Here is a 20,123-nt window from a genome sequence, read left to right on the forward strand (position 1 = left end):
AGCGCCGACAGGTCCGATCCGGGAGCAGCGGCAGGAGAGGTCAAGCCCCTTCTGAGCGCCGAAGGGCCCTGCCTACCGTCGAAGGGCGGGCGACGAGGTCCGCACCGACTGCTCCCGGAAAGGTACGACCGCATGTTCTTCCACCGTCAAGAGCTCCAGTTCACGTCCTCCCCCTCCAAGCCCGACGCCGTCTTCGCCCGCCGGTTCCAGGAGGTGCTCGGCGGACAGTACGGCGAGATCACCGTCGCCATGCAGTACGGCTTCCAGGCCTGGAACGCCCACGAGCCCGGCAAGTACCGCGACCTGCTCTACGGCATCGGCGCGGAGGAGTTCGGCCACGTCGAGATGATCGCGATCATGATCGCCCAGCTGCTCGAGAAGGCGCCCGTCGAGCAGTCCGAGGACGCCATCAAGAAGGACCCGGTTCTCGGCGCGGTCATCGGCGGCACCGACATCCAGGCCGCGATCGTCGCCGGCGCGGGCGTCCGCCCCGTCGACAGCAACGGCAACCCGTGGCAGGGCTCGTACATCACGGCGAGCGGCAACCTGCTGGCCGACTTCACCGCCAACGCGAACGCCGAGATGCAGGGCCGCCTGCAGGTCGCGCGGCTGTACCACATGACCGACGACCACGGCGTGCGGGACCTGCTCTCGTTCCTCCTGGCCCGCGACACGATGCACCAGAACCAGTGGATCGCCGCCGCCGCCGAGCTGCGCGCGGAGGGCGCGGAGGACCTGCCGGTGCCCTCGAACTTCCCGCTCTCGAAGGAGGAGCGCTCGGTGTCGTACGAGTACATCAACTTCTCGGACGGCGCCGCGGCCGCCGAGGGCAGCTGGGCGTCCGGACCCACGCCCGACGGCAAGGGCGAGTTCAGCTACCGCACGGCGAGCCCCGACGACGGCGTGCCGATGCCGCCGCCCACCCAGCCGGACGAGCGCTTCTACGGCACCTCGCCGAAGCCGAACATCGTCGAGAAGGCGGTCGGCGCCGTCAAGGACGCGGTGACCGGCAAGTAGCGCGCGCGGCCGCCGACGCCGGGAGGCGAAACGATTCGCGTCGTTTCGCCTCCCGGCGCTGTCGCAATGACCGGGGATGCACCTAGGCTGGCTGCGAATCGTTTCGCCTCACGACCCCGAGGAGTGGCATGGACGCCGCCGACACCGCCGCCAGCATCACCGCTGCCCCGCCGGCGCACCGCATCCTCGCGAGCGGCCGCCGCATCCCCGCGATCGGCGCCGGCACCTTCGGCTCCGACCGCTACGACGCCGAGACGGTCGGCCTCGCCGTCGAGCACTCGCTCCGCGCCGGCTTCCGCCTGCTCGACTGCGCCACCGTGTACGGCAACGAGCCGCGCGTCGGCCGGGCGATCGCCGACTCCGGAGTGCCCCGCGACGATCTCTTCGTGATGTCGAAGATCTGGAACGACGCGCACGAGCCCGAGGCCGCCGTCGCCTCGGTCGAGCGCTCGCTCGAGGACCTCGGCCTGGACGTGCTCGACGCCGTCTTCGTGCACTGGCCCTTCCCCAACCACCACCCGCCGCACGCCGAGACCGACGCCCGCGACCCGGAGGCGCGCCCCTACGAGCACGCCGCGTTCCTGCGCACCTGGGCGGCGCTCGAGTCGCTCGTCGACCGCGGTCTGGTCCGGCACCTCGGTACCTCGAACGTCACGATCGCGAAGCTCGAGCGGATCCTCGCCGACGTCCGCATCGCGCCCGCGCTGAACGAGATGGAGCTGCACCCCTGCTTCCAGCAGCCGGAGCTGTTCCGCTACTGCCTCGATCACGGCATCCAGCCGATCGGCTACTCGCCGCTGGGCTCGCCGTCCCGCCCCGAGCGCGACCGCGTCGACGGCGACCTCGTCGACATCGAGCACCCCGCCGTGCAGGCCATCGCCCGCGAGCGCGGCGTGCACCCGGTCTTCGTCTGCCTCGCCTGGGCCGTCAACCGCGGCCAGATCCCGATCCCGTTCGCGGTGAAGCCCGAGCAGATCGAGGCCAATCTCGCCGCCGCGTCGCTCGCCCTCACCGCCGCCGAGCAGGAGTCGCTGCGCGGCGCCGAGCGCAACAACCGGCTGATCAAGGGTCAGGTCTTCCTCTGGCCTGGCAGCGCGGACTGGCTCGACCTCTGGGACGCCGACGGCACGATCCCCGGCTGGGACGGCTACGGCTCCCCTGCGCTCTGAGATGGCGACGTACAAGGACCTGCAGCGGCTGACCGGGCTGTCGCTCTCGACGATCTCGAAGCACTACAACGGCCTGCCGGTGCGCCCCGAGAACGCCGCCGCGATCGAGGCGGCGGCCGAGCGGCTCGACTTCCGCGTCAACGGCTTCGCGCGCGGCCTGCGCTCGCGGCGCTCCCGCACGGTGGGCGTGCTGCTGCCGGCGCTCGACAACGAGTTCCACCTGTCGATCATCGCCGGACTCGAGCGGGCCCTGCGCGGCGACGGCATCGGCGTGCTGATCGGCGTCAGCCTGCCCGAGCCGGGCGCCGCCGTCGGGCTGCTGCTCGAGAAGATGGTGGACGGGATCGTCGCCGTCCCGACCCGGGGAGACGTCGACGCGCTTCGCAGCGCCTCCGAGCAGGGCACTCCCGTGGTGACGGTGGACTGGGTCGACGACGAGCTCGAGACCGATCGCGTGGTTCTCGACAACCGCGCGGCCGGCGCCTCCGCCGCCCGGCACCTCGCCGACCACGGCCACCGCGCGATCGCGGTGCTCGGCGGCGATCCGGACGTGTCGACCACCCGGGAGCGCACCGCGGGCGTCCTCGACGAGCTCGCCTCCCGCGGCCTCGGGCCGGCCGAGGTCGAGCTCGGCCCGCTGAGCGTCGAGAGCGGCATCGCCTCGATGGAGCGGATCCTCGCCCGCCGCGACCGGCCGACCGCCGTCTTCGCGAGCAACCGCGAGCTGACCGTCGGCGCGCTGACCGCGCTCGGCGACTCCGGCCTGCGCCTGCCCGCCGACCTCTCGATCGTCGGCTTCGACACCGTCGAGCTCGCGAGGGTCGTGCGACCGCGGCTGACCATCGTCGAGCAGCCGACCGACGCCATCGCCGCCGAGGCCGCCGCGCTGATCGAGCGCCGGCTCGACGGCAGCCCCGAGCCGTTCGAGACGCGCACCCTTCCGGGCCGGCTGATCGCCGGTGCCTCCGTCGCCCACGTCCACCACTGACATCCACCCCCTCACCGAGGAGCACCATGCTGACCACGACCCTCCTGCACCCCGAGATCCTGCACGCGCTCGCCCGCGCCGGCCACGGCTCCCGGATCCTGATCGCCGACGGCAACTACCCGGTCGGCACCACGCTCGGGAAGAACTCCGCGCTCGTGCACCTCAACCTGCGCCCGGACACGCTCACCGTCGACGAGATCCTCGAGGCGCTGCTGACCGCGATCGTCGTCGAGGAGGCGACCGTGATGACTCCCGCGCCCGGCCTCGACGTGCCCGCGCAGGACGCCTTCCGCGCCACCCTCGACGGCGTCCCCTTCGCCTCGGTCGAGCGCCACGCCTTCTACGCCGAGGCCCGCACCGACGACGTCGCCCTCACCATCGCCAGCGGCGACCGCCGCATCTACGCGAACCTCATCCTGACGATCGGCGTCCGCCCCGCCGACGCCTGACCGCGCCGCCTTCCGCCACCCACCCTCCAGAAGTTGCGGTAGTCGGGCGCGACTACCGCGACTTCTGAGGAGTGACGGCGGGTGCGGACGCGGCCCGCCGCCTGAGAGGGCGCGAGGCGTTCTCCGAGCGGACGTCCGTACTCTGAGCACCGTGGATCTGGACACCCTCCTCAACATCGGCCTCGTCGTGCTGTTCGTGCTCATCGGCGGGGTGTTCGCGGGCACCGAGATGGCGATCGTCAGCCTCCGCGAGAGCCAGGTGCGCGCGATCGAGGCGGGCAGCGAGCGCGGCCGGCGCATCGCCGAGCTGGTGCGGAACCCGAACACCTTCCTCTCGGCCGTGCAGATCGGCGTGACGCTCGCCGGCTTCTTCTCCTCCGCGTACGGCGCCTCGACGATCGCGCCGGACCTCGTGCCGCCGCTCGAGTCGCTCGGGCTGTCGAACGGCGCAGCCTCGACCGTCGCGCTGATCCTGATGACCCTCGTCATCGCCTACCTCTCGCTCGTGCTCGGCGAGCTGGTGCCCAAGCGCCTCGCCATGCAGAAGTCGGTCGCCTTCACCAAGGTGCTCGCCCCGCCGCTCAACACCCTCGCCCGCCTGATGCGCCCGATCATCTGGCTGCTGTCGGTCTCCACCGATGCGGTGGTCCGCCTCCTCGGCGCCGACCCGCGCGAGAAGGGCGAGAGCGTCTCGGCGGACGAGGTGCGCGACATGATCTCGAGCAACACCGAGATCGCCGAGGACAGCCGACAGCTGCTCGCCGACGTCTTCCGCGCCGACGACCGGCGGGTCGCCGAGGTGATGCGCCCGCGGCCGGACGTCGACTTCCTCCGCGGCGATCTGCCCGTCGCCGAGGGCTACGCGGAGGTGCTCGGCCGGCCGCACTCGCGCTACCCGGTGGTCGGCGAGAACCGCGACGACGTCCTGGGCTTCGTGCACGTGCGCGACCTGATGGCCGCGTTCCCGGAGGCGGGCCGCGACGGCACCGCGAGCAGCGTCGCCGACATCACCCGCCCGATCCTGGCGGTCCCCGGCACGACGAAGGTGCTCGCGGCCCTGCGCACCATGCGGCAGGACGGCCACCAGATCGCGGTCGTCATCGACGAGTACGGCGGGACCGACGGCATCATCACCCTCGAGGACCTGCTGGAGGAGCTCGTCGGCGAGATCTACGACGAGTACGACGGCGCGCGCCAGGACGTCGACGCGAAGGCCGCCGAGCAGCTGCAGGACCTCGACGGCGGCATGATCCTCGAGGACCTGGAGGAGCTGCTCGGCATCGAACTGCCCGAGGGGCCCTACGAGACGGTCGGCGGCTACGTGCTCGACCGCATCGGCCGAGTCGCCGTCGTGGGCGACACCCTCGTCGTCGGCGACCACGTGCTCCGGGTCGCCGAGACCGACCGCTACCGGATCTCGCGGGTCACCCTGACGCCGCAGCCCGCGTCGGAGCCGGCCGCGCCGGTCGACGCCGACTGACCACGGGTCCGAAGGTCCGGCCCCGATCCGTCGCCGCCCCGCCCCGCCCCGAAGCGACCCCAGGCCCCGTCAGGGCAGCGGGGCCTCGACCCAGCGCGGCGCCGGCAGCCCGGTCGCGCCCGGCCGCGCGAGCCACAGCCCGCCCGCGAGCGGGTACCGCGCCCGCTCGTCCGCCGACAGGTCTCGCGAGGCCGACGACACGACGGCGACGTCGAGCGCCTCCCCCGCGAAGGCGATGCTGGAGGAGTGCGGCGCGTCGATCGCGATGCCCTCGCCCTCCAGACGGCGACCCTCGGAGTCGTAGACGCGCACGCCGCTCCCGCCCCAGACCGAGCACCACAGCCGGCCCTCGGAGTCGACGGTCATGCCGTCGAGGAAGACGCCCTCCTCCGGCTCGAGGAAGGTCTCGCGCGGGCCGTTCACCCCGTCGAGGTACGGCCGCCGGTAGACGACGCCGGACTCGGTGTCGACCGAGTACATCACCGAGCCGTCGGGCGACCAGCCGAGACCGTTCGAGAGCCGCAGGTCGTGGTCGAGGACGGTGACCGCTCCGTCGTGCTCGAGTCGCAGCAGCACGTCGTCGCCGACCGACTCGCCCAGCGTCAGCGAGCCGACGACCAGCCGGCCCTGCGGGTCGATGGAGCCGTCGTTGAAGCGGTGCCCCTCGGGCAGCAGCTCGGAGCCGCGGGTCAGCGAGCCGTCGACCTCCAGGATCGCCAGGCGGCGGGTGAGTGCGACGAGCACCCGGCCGTCGCCGAGGGGCAGCGCGCAGCCGACCTGCTCGCCGACGTCCGTGCGGGTGATCGCCCCGAGCCCGTCCGCGGTGAGCGGCGCCGACAGCACCGCGCCCGCCTCGATGTCCACCCAGGTCAGCCGGCCGGTCTCCCCGTCCCAGACGGGCCCCTCGCTCAGGACGTAGGCGGGCGTTCCGGCGGGTGTCGCATCGATCATCCCCCCACGCTACCCACCCCCTCGGCGCCCCGCCCGTCCCCCTCCGCGAGATGCCACTTGTGCACGCGACACGCCGTGAAAGGCGTGCACAAGTGGCATCTCGCGGAGGGGAGGCAGGCATGCACCCCGGGGATACACCCGGCAGGCGCGCCGTGGCAAGGGGTGCATAGCCCGGCGATGCTCGGGTCTATCGTCGTCTCGCCGCGTCCGGGACCGCGCGCATCAGCAGCGCAGCCGGGGCGACAGGAAGGCGCGAGCCATGTCCACCGACACCGAAGAGCGCGGCCCCGTCCGGAGCCTCGTCCCCGCCCGCATCGACCGGCTGCCGTGGACGCGGTTCCACTGGTCGATCGTCGTCGGCCTCGGCTTCTCCTGGGTGCTGGACGGCCTCGAGATCCAGATCGTCGCGAGCGCCGGCTTCGCGAAGGAGTTCGACCTCTCGGCCGCGCAGGTCGGCGTGCTCGGCACGGTCTACCTGGTCGGCCAGATCGTCGGCGCGCTGATCTTCGGGCGGCTGAGCGACCGGCTCGGCCGGCGCAAGCTCTTCATCCTGACGCTGGTGATCTACCTGGTCGCGAGCGGCCTCGCGGGCCTCGCGCCGAACTACCTCTTCCTCGCCGTCTTCCGCTTCTTCGCGGGGATGGGCATCGGCGGCGAGTACGCGGCGATCAACTCCGCCATCGACGAGCTGATCCCGTCGAAGTACCGCGGCCGCGTCGACATCGCGATCAACGGCACCTACTGGGGCGGCGCGGCGCTCGGCTCCGCGGCGAACCTCTTCTTCCTCAACGACCAGCTCTTCGCCGAGAACGTCGGCTGGCGCCTCGGCTTCTTCCTCGGGCCGATCCTCGGACTCGCGATCATCTACCTCCGCCGGCACATCCCCGAGAGTCCGCGCTGGCTGATGACCCACGGCCGCGAGGAGGAGGCGGAGCGCACCGTCGACGAGATCGAGCGCCGCGTCGAGTCGGAGGGCGGAAAGCTCGAGCCGGTCGACGACTCGCAGGCGATCACCGTGAAGGCGACCGAGAGCATCCCGTTCCGCACCATCGCGCGGGTGCTGATCAAGCAGTACCCGAAGCGGACCCTGGTCGGCGCGACCATGATGATCACCCAGTCGTTCCTCTACAACGCGATCTTCTTCACCTACGCGCTCGTGCTGGAGAACTTCTACGGGGTGGAGCAGAACGCCGTCTCGTACTTCTTCTTCCCGTTCGCGATCGGCAACCTCGTCGGTCCGCTGGTGCTCGGCCACCTCTTCGACGTCTGGGGCCGGCGGAAGATGATCTTCCTCACCTACGGCGTCTCCGGGGCGGTGCTCGCGCTCTCGGCGCTGCTGTTCAGCATGGACGTGCTGACCGCGACGACCCAGACGATCCTCTGGTGCGTCTCGTTCTTCTTCGCCTCCGCCGGCGCCTCGAGCGCCTACCTCACGGTCAGCGAGATCTTCCCGCTGGAGCTGCGCAGCCAGGCGATCTCGTACTTCTTCACCCTCGGCCAGATCGCCGGCGCCATCGCGCCCACCCTCTACGGCGTGCTGATCGGCGACGGCAGCGACCGCGGCCCGCTCACCGTCGGCTACTTCGTCGGCGCAGCGGTGATGATCGTCGGCGGCGTCGTCGCCCTGATCTTCGGCGTCGACGCCGAGCGCCGCAGCCTCGAGAGCATCACCGAGCCCCTCTCCACGGTCCGCGACTGACCCGCCCCTCCCGCGAGATGCCACTTGTGCACGCTTCTCACGGCGTGTCGCGTGCACAACTGGCATCTCGCGGCGGGGAGAGACGGGCGCGGGTCAGCCGACGTGGACGCCCGGGCGGCGCTCGCGGCGGGGCTCGGCGCGGCGGAGGACCTCGCGGGTGACGGGGGCGACCTCGCCGGTGCCGGTGATCAGGAAGCGGAACATGTTGGAGAGCGGGCCGCCCTCGGTCCATTCGAAGTAGACGTCCGGGACGACGCCGGTCAGGGCGCGGATCTCGAGCAGCACCGTCGCGATGGTGTTCGGGATGTTGCCGCTGGTCACCGTGAGCACGCGGAAGCCGTGGCAGACGCGCCCCTGAACCACGAGGTCCTCCTCGAAGTCGGACGAGTCGGTGGTGTGCACCTCGAGGAAGAGGACCGGGCCGCGCATCGGCAGGTTGCTGTCGCGCTGCTCCTCGGCCAGCTTGTCGCGGTACTCGCGCTCGGAGCCGTCGTCGGGCTCGTTCGCGAGGACGCGGATCACGCCGTAGTCGTCGGCGTCGGTGCTGAGGAAGTCGAGCGCCTGCGCGTCGAAGGTCACCGAGGTCGCCCGCAGCTGGAACGAGCGCTGCACCCGCGAGATCAGCGACACCACGAGGATCCCGAGGATGAACAGGCTCGCGATCCGCACGCCGTCCGGCCGCTCGACCACGTTCACGACCGTCGTGTAGACGAAGACGAGCGCGATCACCGCGAAGCCGACAGCGCGCTTGCGCTGCTTCTTGCGCTTGGCCGAGAGGAACACGGCGACGGAGGCGGAGGTGATCAGCACCAGCACGCCGGTCGCGTAGGCGCCGCCCTGGGCGTCGACGTCGGCCCGGAAGAGGATCGTGATCAGGAACGCGACGGCCGTGAAGACCAGCACCAGCGGGCGCACCGCCGCGGCCCACTGCGGCGCCATCCCGTAGCGCGGGAGGTAGCGCGGCACGATGTTGAGCAGCCCGGCCATCGCCGAGGCGCCGGCGAACCAGAGGATGCAGATCGTGCTGACGTCGTAGGCGGTGCCGAACGCGTCGCCGAGGTACTCGTGCGCGAGGTAGGCGAGGGCGCGGCCGTTGGCCTGCCCGCCCGGCTGGAACTCGGCCTGCGGGATCAGCAGCGTCGTCACGAAGCTCGAGGTGATCAGGAACGCCGACATCGTCACCGCGGCGGTGATCAGCAGCCGCTTCGCCCCGCGGATCCGGCCGACCGGGGCCGCGTCGGTGTCGCTCGCGTCGCCGCGGATCTGCGGCATCACGGCCACGCCGGTCTCGAAGCCGGACAGCCCGAGCGCCAGCTTCGGGAACACGATCAGCGCGATGCCGACCATGATCAGCGGATTCCCGTGCTGCGTCGTCAGCGCCGACCACCAGTTCCCGATCACCACCGGGTTCTCGGCGACGTGCGCGATCGCGACGACGATGACGACCGCGTTCAGCGCGAGGAACACCGCGACCAGCACGACCGCGATCGAGATCGCCTCCTTGAAGCCGCGGAGGAAGACGATCCCGAGCAGCGCGACCAGCCCCAGCGTCAGCGGCACCTCCGCGCCGTGGAACCAGGCCGGCGCGAACGGGTTCTCGACCGCGTGCGCGGTGGCGTCGGCCGCCGACAGGGTGATCGTGATCATGAAGTCCGTCGCCGCGAAGCCGAGCAGCACCAGCACGAAGAGCTTGCCGCCCCACCAGGGCAGCAGCCGCTCCAGCATCGCGATCGAGCCCTCGCCGCGGAAGCTCTCGCGGGCGACGCGGCGGTAGACCGGCAGCGCGCCGAACAGGGTGAGCAGCACCAGGACGATGGTCGCCAGCGGCGAGACCAGGCCGGCCGCGAGCGCGGCGATCGCGGGCTGGTAGCCGAGCGTGGAGAAGTAGTCGACGCCGGTCAGGCACATCACGCGCCACCAGGAGTGCGTCTTCTCGGTGGTGGAGTGCGGCCCGGGGTGCGCGCCGGAGTCGCTCCGCAGCCCCTCGAGCAGCCACGCCTTCACTCCGCCGCGGCGCCCTGAAGAGGTCGCTGAGGAGAGGGGCGAGGGTTCGAGGGCGTCGGCGTCGCCGCGGACGAGAGAGGAGGTCACTGGACGTGTCTACTCGGCGGAGGCGGCTCCGGAGCCGAGAACGCCCGGATCCATACGGTTCCCTAACGGGCAGTTCGCGGGCGGGCGGCCCGACGGAAGCGGGTCACCGCCGCGACGTGTGCACGAAGAAGGCTGGATGGCCGGATCGGCCCGAGAACGAGGCGATCGCGGCCATCCAGCCTGAGTTGTGCACGGGGGCGGAGGCTTACTCCTCGACGACGATCGTCGTGATGACCGGGTTGCGGCGGTGACGGCGGGTCAGCCAGCGGCCGAGGGTGCGGGTGATCAGCTTCTCGATCGCGTCGCGGTCGGTCGGCTGGCCGGCGGCCTGGAGCACCGCGTCGTCGATCGCCTTGCTGGCGTTCTCCTTCCAGCTCGGCTCCTCGACGAAGCCGCGGGTGAAGAACTCGACCGGCTCACCCAGCGTGCCGCGGTCCAGGTCGACGATGGCGAGCACCGTGATGGTGCCCTCCTCGGCGAGGACGCGGCGGTCGATCATCGCGTCCTCGGTCGCGACGCCGATCGTGGTGCCGTCGACGAAGACGAGGTCGGCCGGGATGCGGCCGCTCATCCGCGAGCGCCCCTTGACGAGGTCGATCGAGACGCCGTCCTCGACGACGAAGACGTTCTTCTCGTCGATGCCGGTGCGCGTCGCGATCGCGGCGTTCGCCGTGAGGTGGCGCCACTCGCCGTGCACGGGCAGGACCGCGGTCGGGCGGAGGATGTTGTAGCAGTAGGCGAGCTCGCCGGCGCTGGCGTGGCCCGAGACGTGCACCTTGGCGTTGCCCTTGTGCACGACCGTCGCGCCCCAGCGGGTGAAGGCGTTGATGATCCGGTAGATCGCGTTCTCGTTGCCGGGGATCAGCGAGCTGGCGAGCAGCACGGTGTCGCCGGGGCCGATGTCGATGATGTGGTCCTTGTTGGCCATGCGCGAGAGCGCCGCCATCGGCTCGCCCTGCGAGCCGGTGCAGATCATCACGATCTGGGTCGCGGGCAGCTTCTCGAGCACCTTCATGTCGACGACGAGGCCGGCCGGGATCTTGAGGTAGCCGAGCTCGGCGGCGATGCCCATGTTGCGGACCATCGAGCGGCCGACGAAGGCGACCTTGCGGCCGTGCTTCTGCGCGGCGTCGAGAACCTGCTGGATGCGGTGCACGTGGCTGGCGAAGCTCGAGACGACGATGCGGCGCGGGGCGGTGCGGAAGACCTGGTCGATCGCGGGGGCGAGGTCGCCCTCGGAGATCGCGAAGCCGGGGACGTCGGCGTTGGTGGAGTCGACCAGGAAGAGGTCGACGCCCTCGTCGCCGAGGCGCGCGAAGCCGGGGAGGTCGGTGGTGCGCCCGTCGAGCGGGAACTGGTCCATCTTGAAGTCGCCCGTGTGCAGCACGAGGCCGGCCTCGGTGCGGATGGCGACCGCGAGGCCGTCGGGGATGGAGTGGTTGACCGCGAGGAACTCGAGGTCGAAGACGCCGGCGTCGATCCGGTCGCCCTCCTTCACCGGGCGGGTGCGCGGGGTGATGCGGTGCTCGGTGAGCTTCGCGGTGATCAGCGCGAGGGTGAAGGTCGACGCGATGATCGGGATGTCGCCGCGCTCCTTGAGGAGGTACGGCACGCCGCCGATGTGGTCCTCGTGGCCGTGGGTGAGCACGATCGCCTCGATGTCCTTCAGGCGCGAGCGGATCGCGGCGAAGTCGGGCAGGATCACGTCGATGCCGGGCTGGTTCTCCTCGGGGAAGAGCACGCCGCAGTCGACGATGAGCAGCTTCCCCTTGTGCTCGAAGACGGTCATGTTGCGACCGATCTCGCCCAGGCCGCCGAGCGGGGTGATGCGCATGCCGCCCTTCTCCAGCGGCTTGGGGGCGGGGAGCTCGAGGTGGTGGCGCGCGGGCTTGGCGGTTCTGGCGTTTCGCATGGGTGCTTTCCGGTGGGGGACGTGGCGTCGTGCTGGTGCGCGCGGCCCCCGCTTCGTGCGGAGCGCCTCGGCGCAGGTGGTCTGTGTGGTCGCAGCCGCCGGGTGGTTCCGGTGCTCTGCACGGCCTCGTCCGCGGTCACCCGGGTCGTGCTCCGCGCCGCATCGTGCGGCACCGGGAGCGGTGCGGGTGGGGGCGCGGGTCGCGGTGAGGAGGTGGATCCGGAGTGTGCGGATCGCTGCAGAGACCGCGGCGGCCGCGTCCAGCATGACAGCATCCGCCGCGAGTTGCCCGCACGGCGCCGATTCCGCCCCGCACCCGCGCACGACGAAACCCCCTCGCCGTCGCCGGTCGAAGGGGCTGGCCGCCTCCGCGAGATGCCACTTGTGCGCGCGACACGCCGTGGAAGGCGTGCACAAGTGGCATCTCGCGGAGGGGGAGACGGGGGGGGCGCGTCAGCGCAGGGAGTCGAGCACGGCCTCCAGCTCGTCGACGGCGGAGTCGATCTCGGCGGCGGTGACGACGAGGGGCGGGGCGAGGCGGATCGTCGAGCCGTGGGTGTCCTTGGCGAGGACGCCGCGAGCCATCAGGGCCTCGCAGACGGCGCGGCCGGAGGCGAGGGCGGGGTCGATGTCGATGCCGGCCCAGAGTCCGGCGCCGCGGACGGCGACCACGCCGCGCCCGATCAGCGCGGTGAGGCGGGCGTGCAGCTGGGCGCCGCGCTCGCGGGCCAGCGCCTGGTACTCCCCGGTGGCGAGCAGCTCGACGACCGCGAGGCCGACGGCGGCGGCGAGCGGGTTGCCGCCGAAGGTCGAGCCGTGCTGGCCGGGCTGGAGCACGCCGAGCACGTCGGCGTTCGCGACGACGGCCGACACCGGCACGATGCCGCCGCCGAGCGCCTTGCCCAGCAGGTAGACGTCCGGGACGACGTCGACGAGGTCGCAGGCGAAGGTCGCGCCGGTGCGGCCGAGGCCGGACTGGATCTCGTCGGCGATGAAGAGGACGTTGTGCCGCGCGGTGATCTCGCGGACGGCGGGGAGGTAGTCGGCCGGCGGGACGACGATGCCCGCCTCGCCCTGGATCGGCTCGATCAGCACGGCGACGGTGTCCTCGTCGATCGCGGCCTCGAGGGCCGCCGCGTCGCCGAACGGCACCGTCCGGAAGCCGGGCGTGAACGGGGCGAAGCCGTCGCGCGCCTCCGCGTCGTCGCTGAACGAGATGATCGTCGTGGTGCGGCCGTGGAAGTTGCCGGCCGCGACGATGATGTTCGCGCGGCCGGGCGCGACGCCCTTCACCCGGTAGCCCCAGGCGCGGGCGACCTTGATGCCGGACTCGACGGCCTCCGCGCCCGTGTTCATCGGGAGGACCATGTCCTTGCCGGCGAGCGCGGCGAGCGCCGTCACGAACGGGCCGAGCTTGTCGTTGTGGAAGGCGCGGCTCGTGAGGGTGACCCGGGAGAGCTGCGCGCGCGCGGCGTCCAGCAGCACCGGGTGCGAGTGGCCGAAGTTGACGGCGGAGTACGCGGCGAGGCAGTCGAGGTAGCGGCGCCCCTCCACGTCGGTGATCCACGCGCCCTCGCCGGTCGCGGCGACGACGGGCAGCGGGTGGTAGTTGTGCGCGGCGTGCGCCTCCTCCGCGGCGATCAGCTCGGCGGAACGGTCGGTCTCGGTGATGCTCATGTCGTGCCTCCTGAGGACGATCGACTCCTCAGAAGTTGTCGTACTCGAGTGCCGAGTACGACGACTTCTGCGGAGTGGGTGAGGGAGAAGGGGAGCGGCTCAGCGCCGCAGCTCGAGGGTGCAGCACTTCACGCCGCCGCCGCCGAGCAGCAGCTCGGACAGGTCGACGCCGATCGGGTTGTAGCCGCGCTCGCGCAGCTGGCGCTCGAAGCCGGCCGCGCGCGAGGCGATGACGACGTTGAGGCCGTCGGAGAAGGAGTTGAGCCCGAGCACGGACGCGTCCTCCTCCGAGACGAGGATCGCGTCGGGGTAGAGCTCGCGCAGGACGCGGTTGCCCTCCTCGCTGAACGCGCTCGGCAGGTAGGCGATGTTCGTGTCGTCGAGCACGGCGATCGCGGTGTCGAGGTGGTAGAACGACGGGTTCACCAGCTCGAGGGTGACGACCTCGCGGCCGAAGATCCGGGCGACCTCGGCGTGCGAGTCGGAGGCGGAGCGGAAGCCGGTGCCGGCGAGGATCCGCTCGCCGACGAGGAGGAAGTCGCCCTCGCCCTCGTTGACCTCCTCGGGCACGCGCACGTCGAAGCCGGCGCCGCGGAACCAGTCCATGTAGGCAGGACCCTCGGGCTGGCGCTCGGGGTAGGTGAAGGAGGCGCCGTAGGCGATGCCGTCGATCACGAACCCGCCGTTCGCGGCGTAGACCATGTCGGGCAGGCCGGCCTCGGGCTCGATCAGCTGCACATCGAAGCCGAGCTCGACGTAGGTGTCGTACAGCGTCTGCCACTGGCGCACGGCGAGGGCGGTGTCGGTGGGGACCTGCGGGTCCATCCACGGGTTGATCCGGTAGACGACGGTGAAGTGCTCGGGGCGGCACATCAGGATCGCCTTGGCGACGGGGGTGCGGGTCGGGGCGGTGGCGAGCACGGCGGTATCGGTCATTCGAGTCCTCCTGCGAAAGGATGCGGATGAGCGGACCGGGTCCAGTGGCTCCGTCCCCGCGGGGCGGGTGGAGCACGCTCGCAGCCAGTCTCGCACGCGCGGATCCTGCGATTTCCGCCAGGAGACGCACGGAATCGCTCACTATCGCGGTCTCGCGCGCAGGATCGCAGCGACGGGGGTCGGGACGCTCCGGAGGGGTGGATCGACGATCCGTGGCAGCGGAGGCGGCACCGCGGTAGAACGGGAGTCCCGACGAGAGGCGCTTCCGTGATCGATCGCGACGGCCTGGCGACGTTCCTCCGACTCCGCCGCGAGGCGCTGCAGCCCGAGGACGTGGGCCTCACCCGCGGCCCGCGCCGCCGCACCGCGGGCCTGCGGCGGGAGGAGGCCGCCGCCCTCTGCCACATGTCGACCGACTACTACGCCCGGCTCGAGCGCGGCACCGGTCCGCAGCCGTCGGAGCAGATGATCGCCGCGATCGCGCAGGGACTGCACCTCTCGCTCGGCGAGCGCGACCACGTGTTCCGGCTCGCCGGCCACCGCCCGCCGGCGCGGGGCAGTGCCGGCGAGCACATCGGGCCGGGTCTGCTGCGCATCCTGGACCGGCTGCAGGACACCCCCGCCGAGATCATCACCGAGCTCGGCGAGACGCTCCGGCAGACCCCGCTCGGCGCAGCACTGCTGGGCGACGCGTCGCTCCGCACCGGGCTCGAGCGCAGCCTCGGCTACCGCTGGTTCACCGACCCCGCGGCACGCGAGGCGTATCCGGAGGAGGACCGGGCGCAGCTCTCGCGCGTGTTCGTCGCGGGGCTGCGCGAGGTCGCGACCCTGCGCGGGCCCGGCTCGAGGGCGGCCGAGCTCGTCGACGTCGTCGCGGAGCGGAGCGAGGAGTTCCGGGCACTGTGGGCCGAGCACCAGGTCGGGCTGCGACCGCCGGCGACCAAGCGCTTCCTGCATCCGTCGGTCGGGCTGCTCGAGCTGGAGTGCCAGACGCTGCTGGATCCGGAGCAGTCGCACCGGCTCCTCGTCTACACGGCGGTACCGGGGAGCGAGAGCGCGGGGAAGCTGGAGCTGCTCGCGGTGGTGGGCGCGCCGGTCTGAGCGGCGGGCGGCGGGCCGGTGGCGGCGGGCGGCGGGCCGGTGGCGGCGGGCGGCGGGCCGGTGGCGGCGGGCGTGGGACCGCAGCCGTGCGTCGCAGCCGTGGACCGCGCATCGGTGGATCGGCGGGCCCTGCCTCCGCTCGCCGGATCGGCCGAGCATGGGATCACACCCACCAGCGACCGCCCACCGGCACCGAGGAGCCCCCATGACCCGCAGCATCCCGATCCCCGATCTGTCCGGACGGCTCGCCGTCGTCACCGGCGCGAGCGACGGCATCGGCCGCGTGATCGCCACCCGGCTCGCCGCGGCCGGCGCCGAGCTGGTCCTGCCCGTGCGCTCGGCCGCCAAGGGCGAGGCCGCCGCGGAGGGGATCCGCCGGGCGATCCCCGGCGCCGCGGTGAGCACGCACCCGCTCGACCTCTCCTCCCTCCGCTCGGTCTCCGCGCTCGCCGAGGGTCTGCTGGCCGAGGGCCGGCCGATCGACCTGCTCGTGAACAACGCCGGAGTGATGCAGCCGCCCCAGCGGCAGCTCACCGAGGACGGCTTCGAGCTGCAGTTCGGCACGAACCACCTCGGGCACTTCGCGCTGACGCTCGGCCTTCTGCCGCTGCTCGCGCACGCCCGCGTCGTGCACCAGACGAGCATCGCGGCGCGCAGCGGATCGATCGCCTGGGACGACCTCGACGGCGCCCGCGACGACGACGCGATGCGGGCCTACGTCCAGTCGAAGATCGCGGTCGGCCTCTTCGCCCTCGAGCTCGACAGGCGGAGTGCCGCGGCCGGCCGGGGGCCGACGAGCACCCTCGCGCACCCCGGGATCTCGCCGACGAACCTCCTGGCGGCGCAGCCCGGCCTCGGTCGCGCGCAGCAGGTGCGGGGCCGCGGCCTGATCGTGCTGCTCGCGCGGCTGGGCATCGCCGGGACCGTCGAGAGCGCGGCGCAGCCCGCCCTGCTCGCGGCGACCGCGCCCGACGGCGGCGGCTTCTACGGCCCGACCCGCCTGATCGGCGGACCCGCCGCCCGCCGCGAGCCCTGGGCGCCGCTGCGCAGCGCCGACGACGCCCGCCGCCTCTGGGACGTCTCGGAGCAGCTGACGGGCGTCCGCTCCCCGGCGTGAGCGCGCATGGATCTCCTCAGAAGAGACCCCCCAGACATGCTGGTCGAGTAGCCCCGCAGGGGCGTATCGAGACCCACCGTCCTCAGCAGGGCGGGTCTGCAGACCCGGCTTCTGACGGTGGTGGCTCTCGATACGCCCGCTGCGCGAGCTACCTCGATCAGCAAAGAGGCGGCCCACCGCGACGGCGGGGTCGCTCACCGCCACGGGGCCGCCGATCCGCGACGGGCCCCCGGATGGGGGTCTGCGGGGCGGCGCCGCGAGAGTTCTCGAGGCACCCTGGCAGCTAGCATTCAGGCACGTGTCCGCCCGCGGTCCGCCGCGGATCCTCTCGAAAGATCTGCCGTGACTCCTCGCCGCACTCGGCCCCTCGCCCCGCTCACCGCACTCGGAGTCTCCGCCGTGCTGCTCACCGGCCTCGCCGCCGGTCCGGCGCAGGCGCAGGAGGACGCCCCGCTCGGCACCGTCACGCAGACCGCGGACGCGGTCGTCGAGCGCGCGCTGTCGAACGCGAAGACCCAGCGCGAGGACGTCGCCGCCGACCCGGCCGCCGAGATCGTCCTCTCCGGCACCATCGCGCTGAAGGACATCGACGAGGCGCACCCCGCCCCGGCCGGAGCCGCCTACCGCCTCCGCGTCGAGAACGGCGCGGGCACCGAGATCCGCACGATCGCCACCGAGGCCGCCTTCTCGCTCACCCTCCCCGGCGGCGAGGCCTACTACCTCCTCGCCTCGGTCGACGGCGACGACAGCTGGTACCCGACCTGGTTCGGCGACACCCCGATCGCCGTCGAGGCGGACGGCATCGGCGAGTCGCGGACCGACGTCGCGATCAGCCTCCCCCGGGCGACCACGGTCTCCGGCTCCGTCACCGCGGCCGCCGTCGCCGGCGTCTCCGCGACGTCCTTCGTCGTGCAGCCGTACTGGTACGAGCGCGAGGACAACGCGTACTACCCGTTCACCGAGGTCGCCACCTCCGGCAACCCGGGCCGACCCGACGCCTGGACCACCGCGCCGAACGCGCTGCCCGCCGGCGAGTGGATCTTCCGCCTCGCGGAGCCCGGCTACCCGGTCTACGACGACGAGTACTACCGGGAGCTCCCGCGCCTCGACGAGCGCGCGATCACCACCGTCCCCGCCGCGGGCCGCACCGGCGTCGACTTCACGCCGACCGCCTACGCGTCGAACACCGGCACCCGGATCGAGGGCACCGACCGCTACGGGACCGCCGTCGCGGTGACCAGGAAGTACTTCGGCGACGACATCCCCGTCCTCTACATCGCGAGCGGCGCGAACTGGCCGGACGCGCTCAGCGCCGGGCCGGCGGCCTCCGTGCAGGACGGCGCCCTGCTCCTCACCGACCCGGACCAGCTGTTCCCGGTCGTCTCGGCCGAGATCCAGCGGCTCTCTCCGCAGCGGATCGTCGTCGTCGGCAGCTCGCTCTCCGTGAGCGACGCGGTCTACGAGCAGATCGCCGCGCTCGGCTCGCCCACCGAGCGGATCTCGGGCTCGGACCGGTACGAGACCTCGCGGAAGATCGTCGCCGACGCCTTCCCCGCGGGCTCCTACGACACCGTGTTCCTGCCGACGGGAGGCGCCTTCCCCGACGCGCTCTCGGTCGCGCCGATCGCCGGCCGCCTCGACCAGCCGGTGCTGCTCGTCGACGGCGCGAAGCCCGCACTCGACGCGCCGACCCGGGAGGCCCTCGCTCGTCTCGACGCGGCCGACGGCCTGCTGCTCGGCGGCACGGACCGGATCTCGACCGGTGTCGAGGCCGACCTCCGCGGCTCCGGACTCACGGGCGGCGTGAACCGCCTCGCGGGGATCGACCGGCACGACACCAGCCGCAAGCTGAACGCCGCCTACGCACCGTCCCCGCTTGTCGACACGGCGTTCCTCGCCTCCGCCATCGGCTTCGCCGACGCTCTCGCGGTCGGCCCGGCCGCCGCGTCGATCGGCGCACCGCTCTACCTGAGCCAGCCCGACTGCGTGTACACCGCGACGCGCAGGAGCCTGCAGGATCAGGACCTCGACCAGATCACGCTCCTCGGCGGCACCGGCACGCTCTCCGCGGACGTCGCTCGCCTCACCGCCTGCTGACCCCGCCCCGCGCGTCACCGCTAGATTCGAACCATCGTGTCCGCCGCGGCCCGCCGCGCTCACCGGAAAGCCTCACCGTGACTCCTCGACACCGCCGTCCGTCCGCGCTCGCCCTCTCCTCCCTCGCGATCGGCGCCCTCGCCGTGACGGGCCTCGTCGCGGGGCCGGCCTCTCCGGCACTCGCGGCCGACGGTGCGATCAGCGGCACGATCACGACGCCCGCGGTCGCGGGCACGCACCGCTACGTGGTGCAGGCCTGGGACCTCGACGACGATCCGCAGGACGCCGAGCTCGCCGCCTCGACGGCGATCGAGCTCGGCGCCGGCGCGAAGGGCGGCTACACGCTCTCCGGCCTCGACGACGGCTCCTACGTCGTCCGCGTGGTCGAGAAGCCGGCGGACGGCGGCGTCCCGGCCGTCGCCGACCGGTTCTGGCTGGACACCGACTGGGTCGGCGACTCGACGCAGGTCACCGTCGCGGGCGGCACCGTCGACGCGGTCGACCTCGCTCCCACCGCCTGGTCCTTCTCCTCCGCTCGCCTCTCGGGCAGCGACCGCTACGGCACCTCCGTCGCCAGCACCCAGTCCGTCGATCCGGGCGTGCCCGTGCTCTACATCGCGAGCGGAGCAGGCTGGGCCGACGCGCTCAGCGCCGCACCCGCCGCCGCGGTCCAGGGCGGCGCGCTGCTCCTGACCGACCCGGACCAGCTCTTCCCGGTCACGAGCGCCGAGATCACGCGGCTCGCCCCGAAGAAGGTCGTCGTCGTCGGCAGCGAGCTGACCGTCTCGGCCGCCGTCTACTCGCAGATCGACGCCGTCGCCGGCACCGTCGTGCGGATCGGCGGCACCGACCGCTACGACACCTCGCGGAGGATCGTCGCCGACGCCTTCCCGGCCGGCTCGGCCGAGGACGTCTTCCTCGCCACCGGGGGCAACTTCCCCGACGCCCTCTCCGTCGGGCCGGTCGCCGGCCGCCTGGGCGAGCCCGTGCTCCTCGTCGACGGCGCGAATGCCGCCCTCGACGCCGCCACCCGCGCGGCGGTCTCGCGCCTGGACCCGACGACCGCGGTCGTGCTCGGCCAGGAGCCGTCGATCTCCGCGGGCATCCAGACCGAGCTCACCTCGGCCGGACTCGTCGACCGGACCACGCGGATCGGCGGCGAGAGCCGCTACGCGACCAGCCGCCTGATCAACGAGGCGTACGCGCCCGCCGAGCTCACCGACACCACCTACCTCGCCTCGGGCGAGGGCTTCGCCGACGCGCTCTCCGGAGCCGCGATCGCCGCCGCGGCCGGCTCGCCGATCTCGCTGAGCCGGCCCGAGTGCGTTCCGGCCGCCACGGTCGACTCGCTGAAGCGCCTGCACCTCGACTACGCGGTCGTCCTCGGCAGCGAGCTCACGCTCTCGGCCGCGGTCGGACGCGTCGCAGCCTGCTGACCC

At 72.5% G+C, this 20,123-nt stretch carries 15 protein-coding genes; 10 read left to right on the forward strand and 5 right to left on the reverse strand.

Annotated features, from left to right (window positions below; translation table 11 throughout):
- Positions 1-132 precede the first annotated feature (132 nt).
- The 5 genes from MT353_RS08455 to MT353_RS08475 all read left to right on the forward strand — a co-directional run bounded on the left by MT353_RS08455 (position 133) and on the right by MT353_RS08475 (position 5,103).
- A complete protein-coding gene (locus MT353_RS08455; protein WP_123736530.1) occupies positions 133-1,017 on the forward strand; it encodes a manganese catalase family protein in 885 nt (294 codons plus the stop codon).
- Positions 1,018-1,145: 128 nt separating this feature from the next.
- Positions 1,146-2,186 (forward strand): aldo/keto reductase, encoded by a 1,041-nt coding sequence (locus MT353_RS08460; RefSeq protein WP_243624141.1) that lies wholly within the window; start codon positions 1,146-1,148, stop codon positions 2,184-2,186.
- A 1-nt stretch (position 2,187) separates the two neighbouring features.
- Positions 2,188-3,174: a LacI family DNA-binding transcriptional regulator gene (locus MT353_RS08465; RefSeq protein ID WP_123448108.1), complete on the forward strand. Its 987-nt coding sequence runs from the start codon at positions 2,188-2,190 to the stop codon at positions 3,172-3,174.
- Positions 3,175-3,200: 26 nt separating this feature from the next.
- Positions 3,201-3,623, forward strand: a complete 423-nt coding sequence (locus MT353_RS08470; protein ID WP_243600672.1) for an RbsD/FucU family protein — start codon at positions 3,201-3,203, stop codon at positions 3,621-3,623.
- Positions 3,624-3,774: 151 nt separating this feature from the next.
- Positions 3,775-5,103: a hemolysin family protein gene (locus tag MT353_RS08475; protein WP_127887704.1), complete on the forward strand. Its 1,329-nt coding sequence runs from the start codon at positions 3,775-3,777 to the stop codon at positions 5,101-5,103.
- Positions 5,104-5,172: 69 nt separating this feature from the next.
- Here MT353_RS08475 and MT353_RS08480 read toward each other — a convergent pair whose 3' ends face one another.
- Positions 5,173-6,054, reverse strand: a complete 882-nt coding sequence (locus tag MT353_RS08480) for an SMP-30/gluconolactonase/LRE family protein (RefSeq protein ID WP_123448105.1) — start codon at positions 6,052-6,054, stop codon at positions 5,173-5,175.
- Between the two features lie 259 nt (positions 6,055-6,313).
- On the opposite strand from MT353_RS08480, the gene MT353_RS08485 reads away from it, so the two are divergent.
- On the forward strand, positions 6,314-7,753 hold the full coding sequence (locus tag MT353_RS08485) for an MFS transporter (RefSeq protein ID WP_243624142.1): 1,440 nt from the start codon (positions 6,314-6,316) through the stop codon (positions 7,751-7,753).
- Between the two features lie 93 nt (positions 7,754-7,846).
- Here MT353_RS08485 and MT353_RS08490 read toward each other — a convergent pair whose 3' ends face one another.
- The 4 genes from MT353_RS08490 to ddaH all read right to left on the reverse strand — a co-directional run bounded on the left by MT353_RS08490 (position 7,847) and on the right by ddaH (position 14,369).
- On the reverse strand, positions 7,847-9,661 hold the full coding sequence (locus tag MT353_RS08490) for an amino acid transporter (RefSeq protein ID WP_243600768.1): 1,815 nt from the start codon (positions 9,659-9,661) through the stop codon (positions 7,847-7,849).
- Between the two features lie 388 nt (positions 9,662-10,049).
- Positions 10,050-11,678 carry a ribonuclease J gene (locus MT353_RS08495; protein ID WP_207901707.1) on the reverse strand — a complete coding sequence of 543 codons (1,629 nt, stop codon included), beginning with the start codon at positions 11,676-11,678 and terminating at the stop codon, positions 10,050-10,052.
- 531 nt (positions 11,679-12,209) lie between these two features.
- The gene (gene rocD / locus MT353_RS08500; protein ID WP_123732521.1) at positions 12,210-13,433 is read right to left on the reverse strand and encodes an ornithine--oxo-acid transaminase; all 1,224 of its coding nucleotides are present in this window, start codon (positions 13,431-13,433) and stop codon (positions 12,210-12,212) included.
- A gap of 99 nt (positions 13,434-13,532) precedes the next feature.
- Positions 13,533-14,369: a dimethylargininase gene (gene ddaH, locus MT353_RS08505; protein WP_243600675.1), complete on the reverse strand. Its 837-nt coding sequence runs from the start codon at positions 14,367-14,369 to the stop codon at positions 13,533-13,535.
- A gap of 267 nt (positions 14,370-14,636) precedes the next feature.
- On the opposite strand from ddaH, the gene MT353_RS08510 reads away from it, so the two are divergent.
- The 4 genes from MT353_RS08510 (at position 14,637) to MT353_RS08525 (ending at position 20,120) form a co-directional block, all read left to right on the forward strand.
- A complete protein-coding gene (locus tag MT353_RS08510; RefSeq protein WP_243616159.1) occupies positions 14,637-15,470 on the forward strand; it encodes a helix-turn-helix transcriptional regulator in 834 nt (277 codons plus the stop codon).
- A gap of 205 nt (positions 15,471-15,675) precedes the next feature.
- The gene (locus MT353_RS08515; RefSeq protein WP_243624143.1) at positions 15,676-16,587 is read left to right on the forward strand and encodes an SDR family oxidoreductase; all 912 of its coding nucleotides are present in this window, start codon (positions 15,676-15,678) and stop codon (positions 16,585-16,587) included.
- Positions 16,588-16,929: 342 nt separating this feature from the next.
- Positions 16,930-18,684, forward strand: coding sequence for a cell wall-binding repeat-containing protein (locus tag MT353_RS21925; protein WP_243624144.1), 1,755 nt, complete (start codon positions 16,930-16,932; stop codon positions 18,682-18,684).
- 77 nt (positions 18,685-18,761) lie between these two features.
- A complete protein-coding gene (locus MT353_RS08525) occupies positions 18,762-20,120 on the forward strand; it encodes a cell wall-binding repeat-containing protein (RefSeq protein WP_243616162.1) in 1,359 nt (452 codons plus the stop codon).
- Positions 20,121-20,123: the final 3 nt, after the last annotated feature.

The sequence above is a fragment of the Rathayibacter sp. VKM Ac-2927 genome, assembly GCF_022815525.1.
Classification (GTDB): domain Bacteria; phylum Actinomycetota; class Actinomycetes; order Actinomycetales; family Microbacteriaceae; genus Rathayibacter; species Rathayibacter festucae.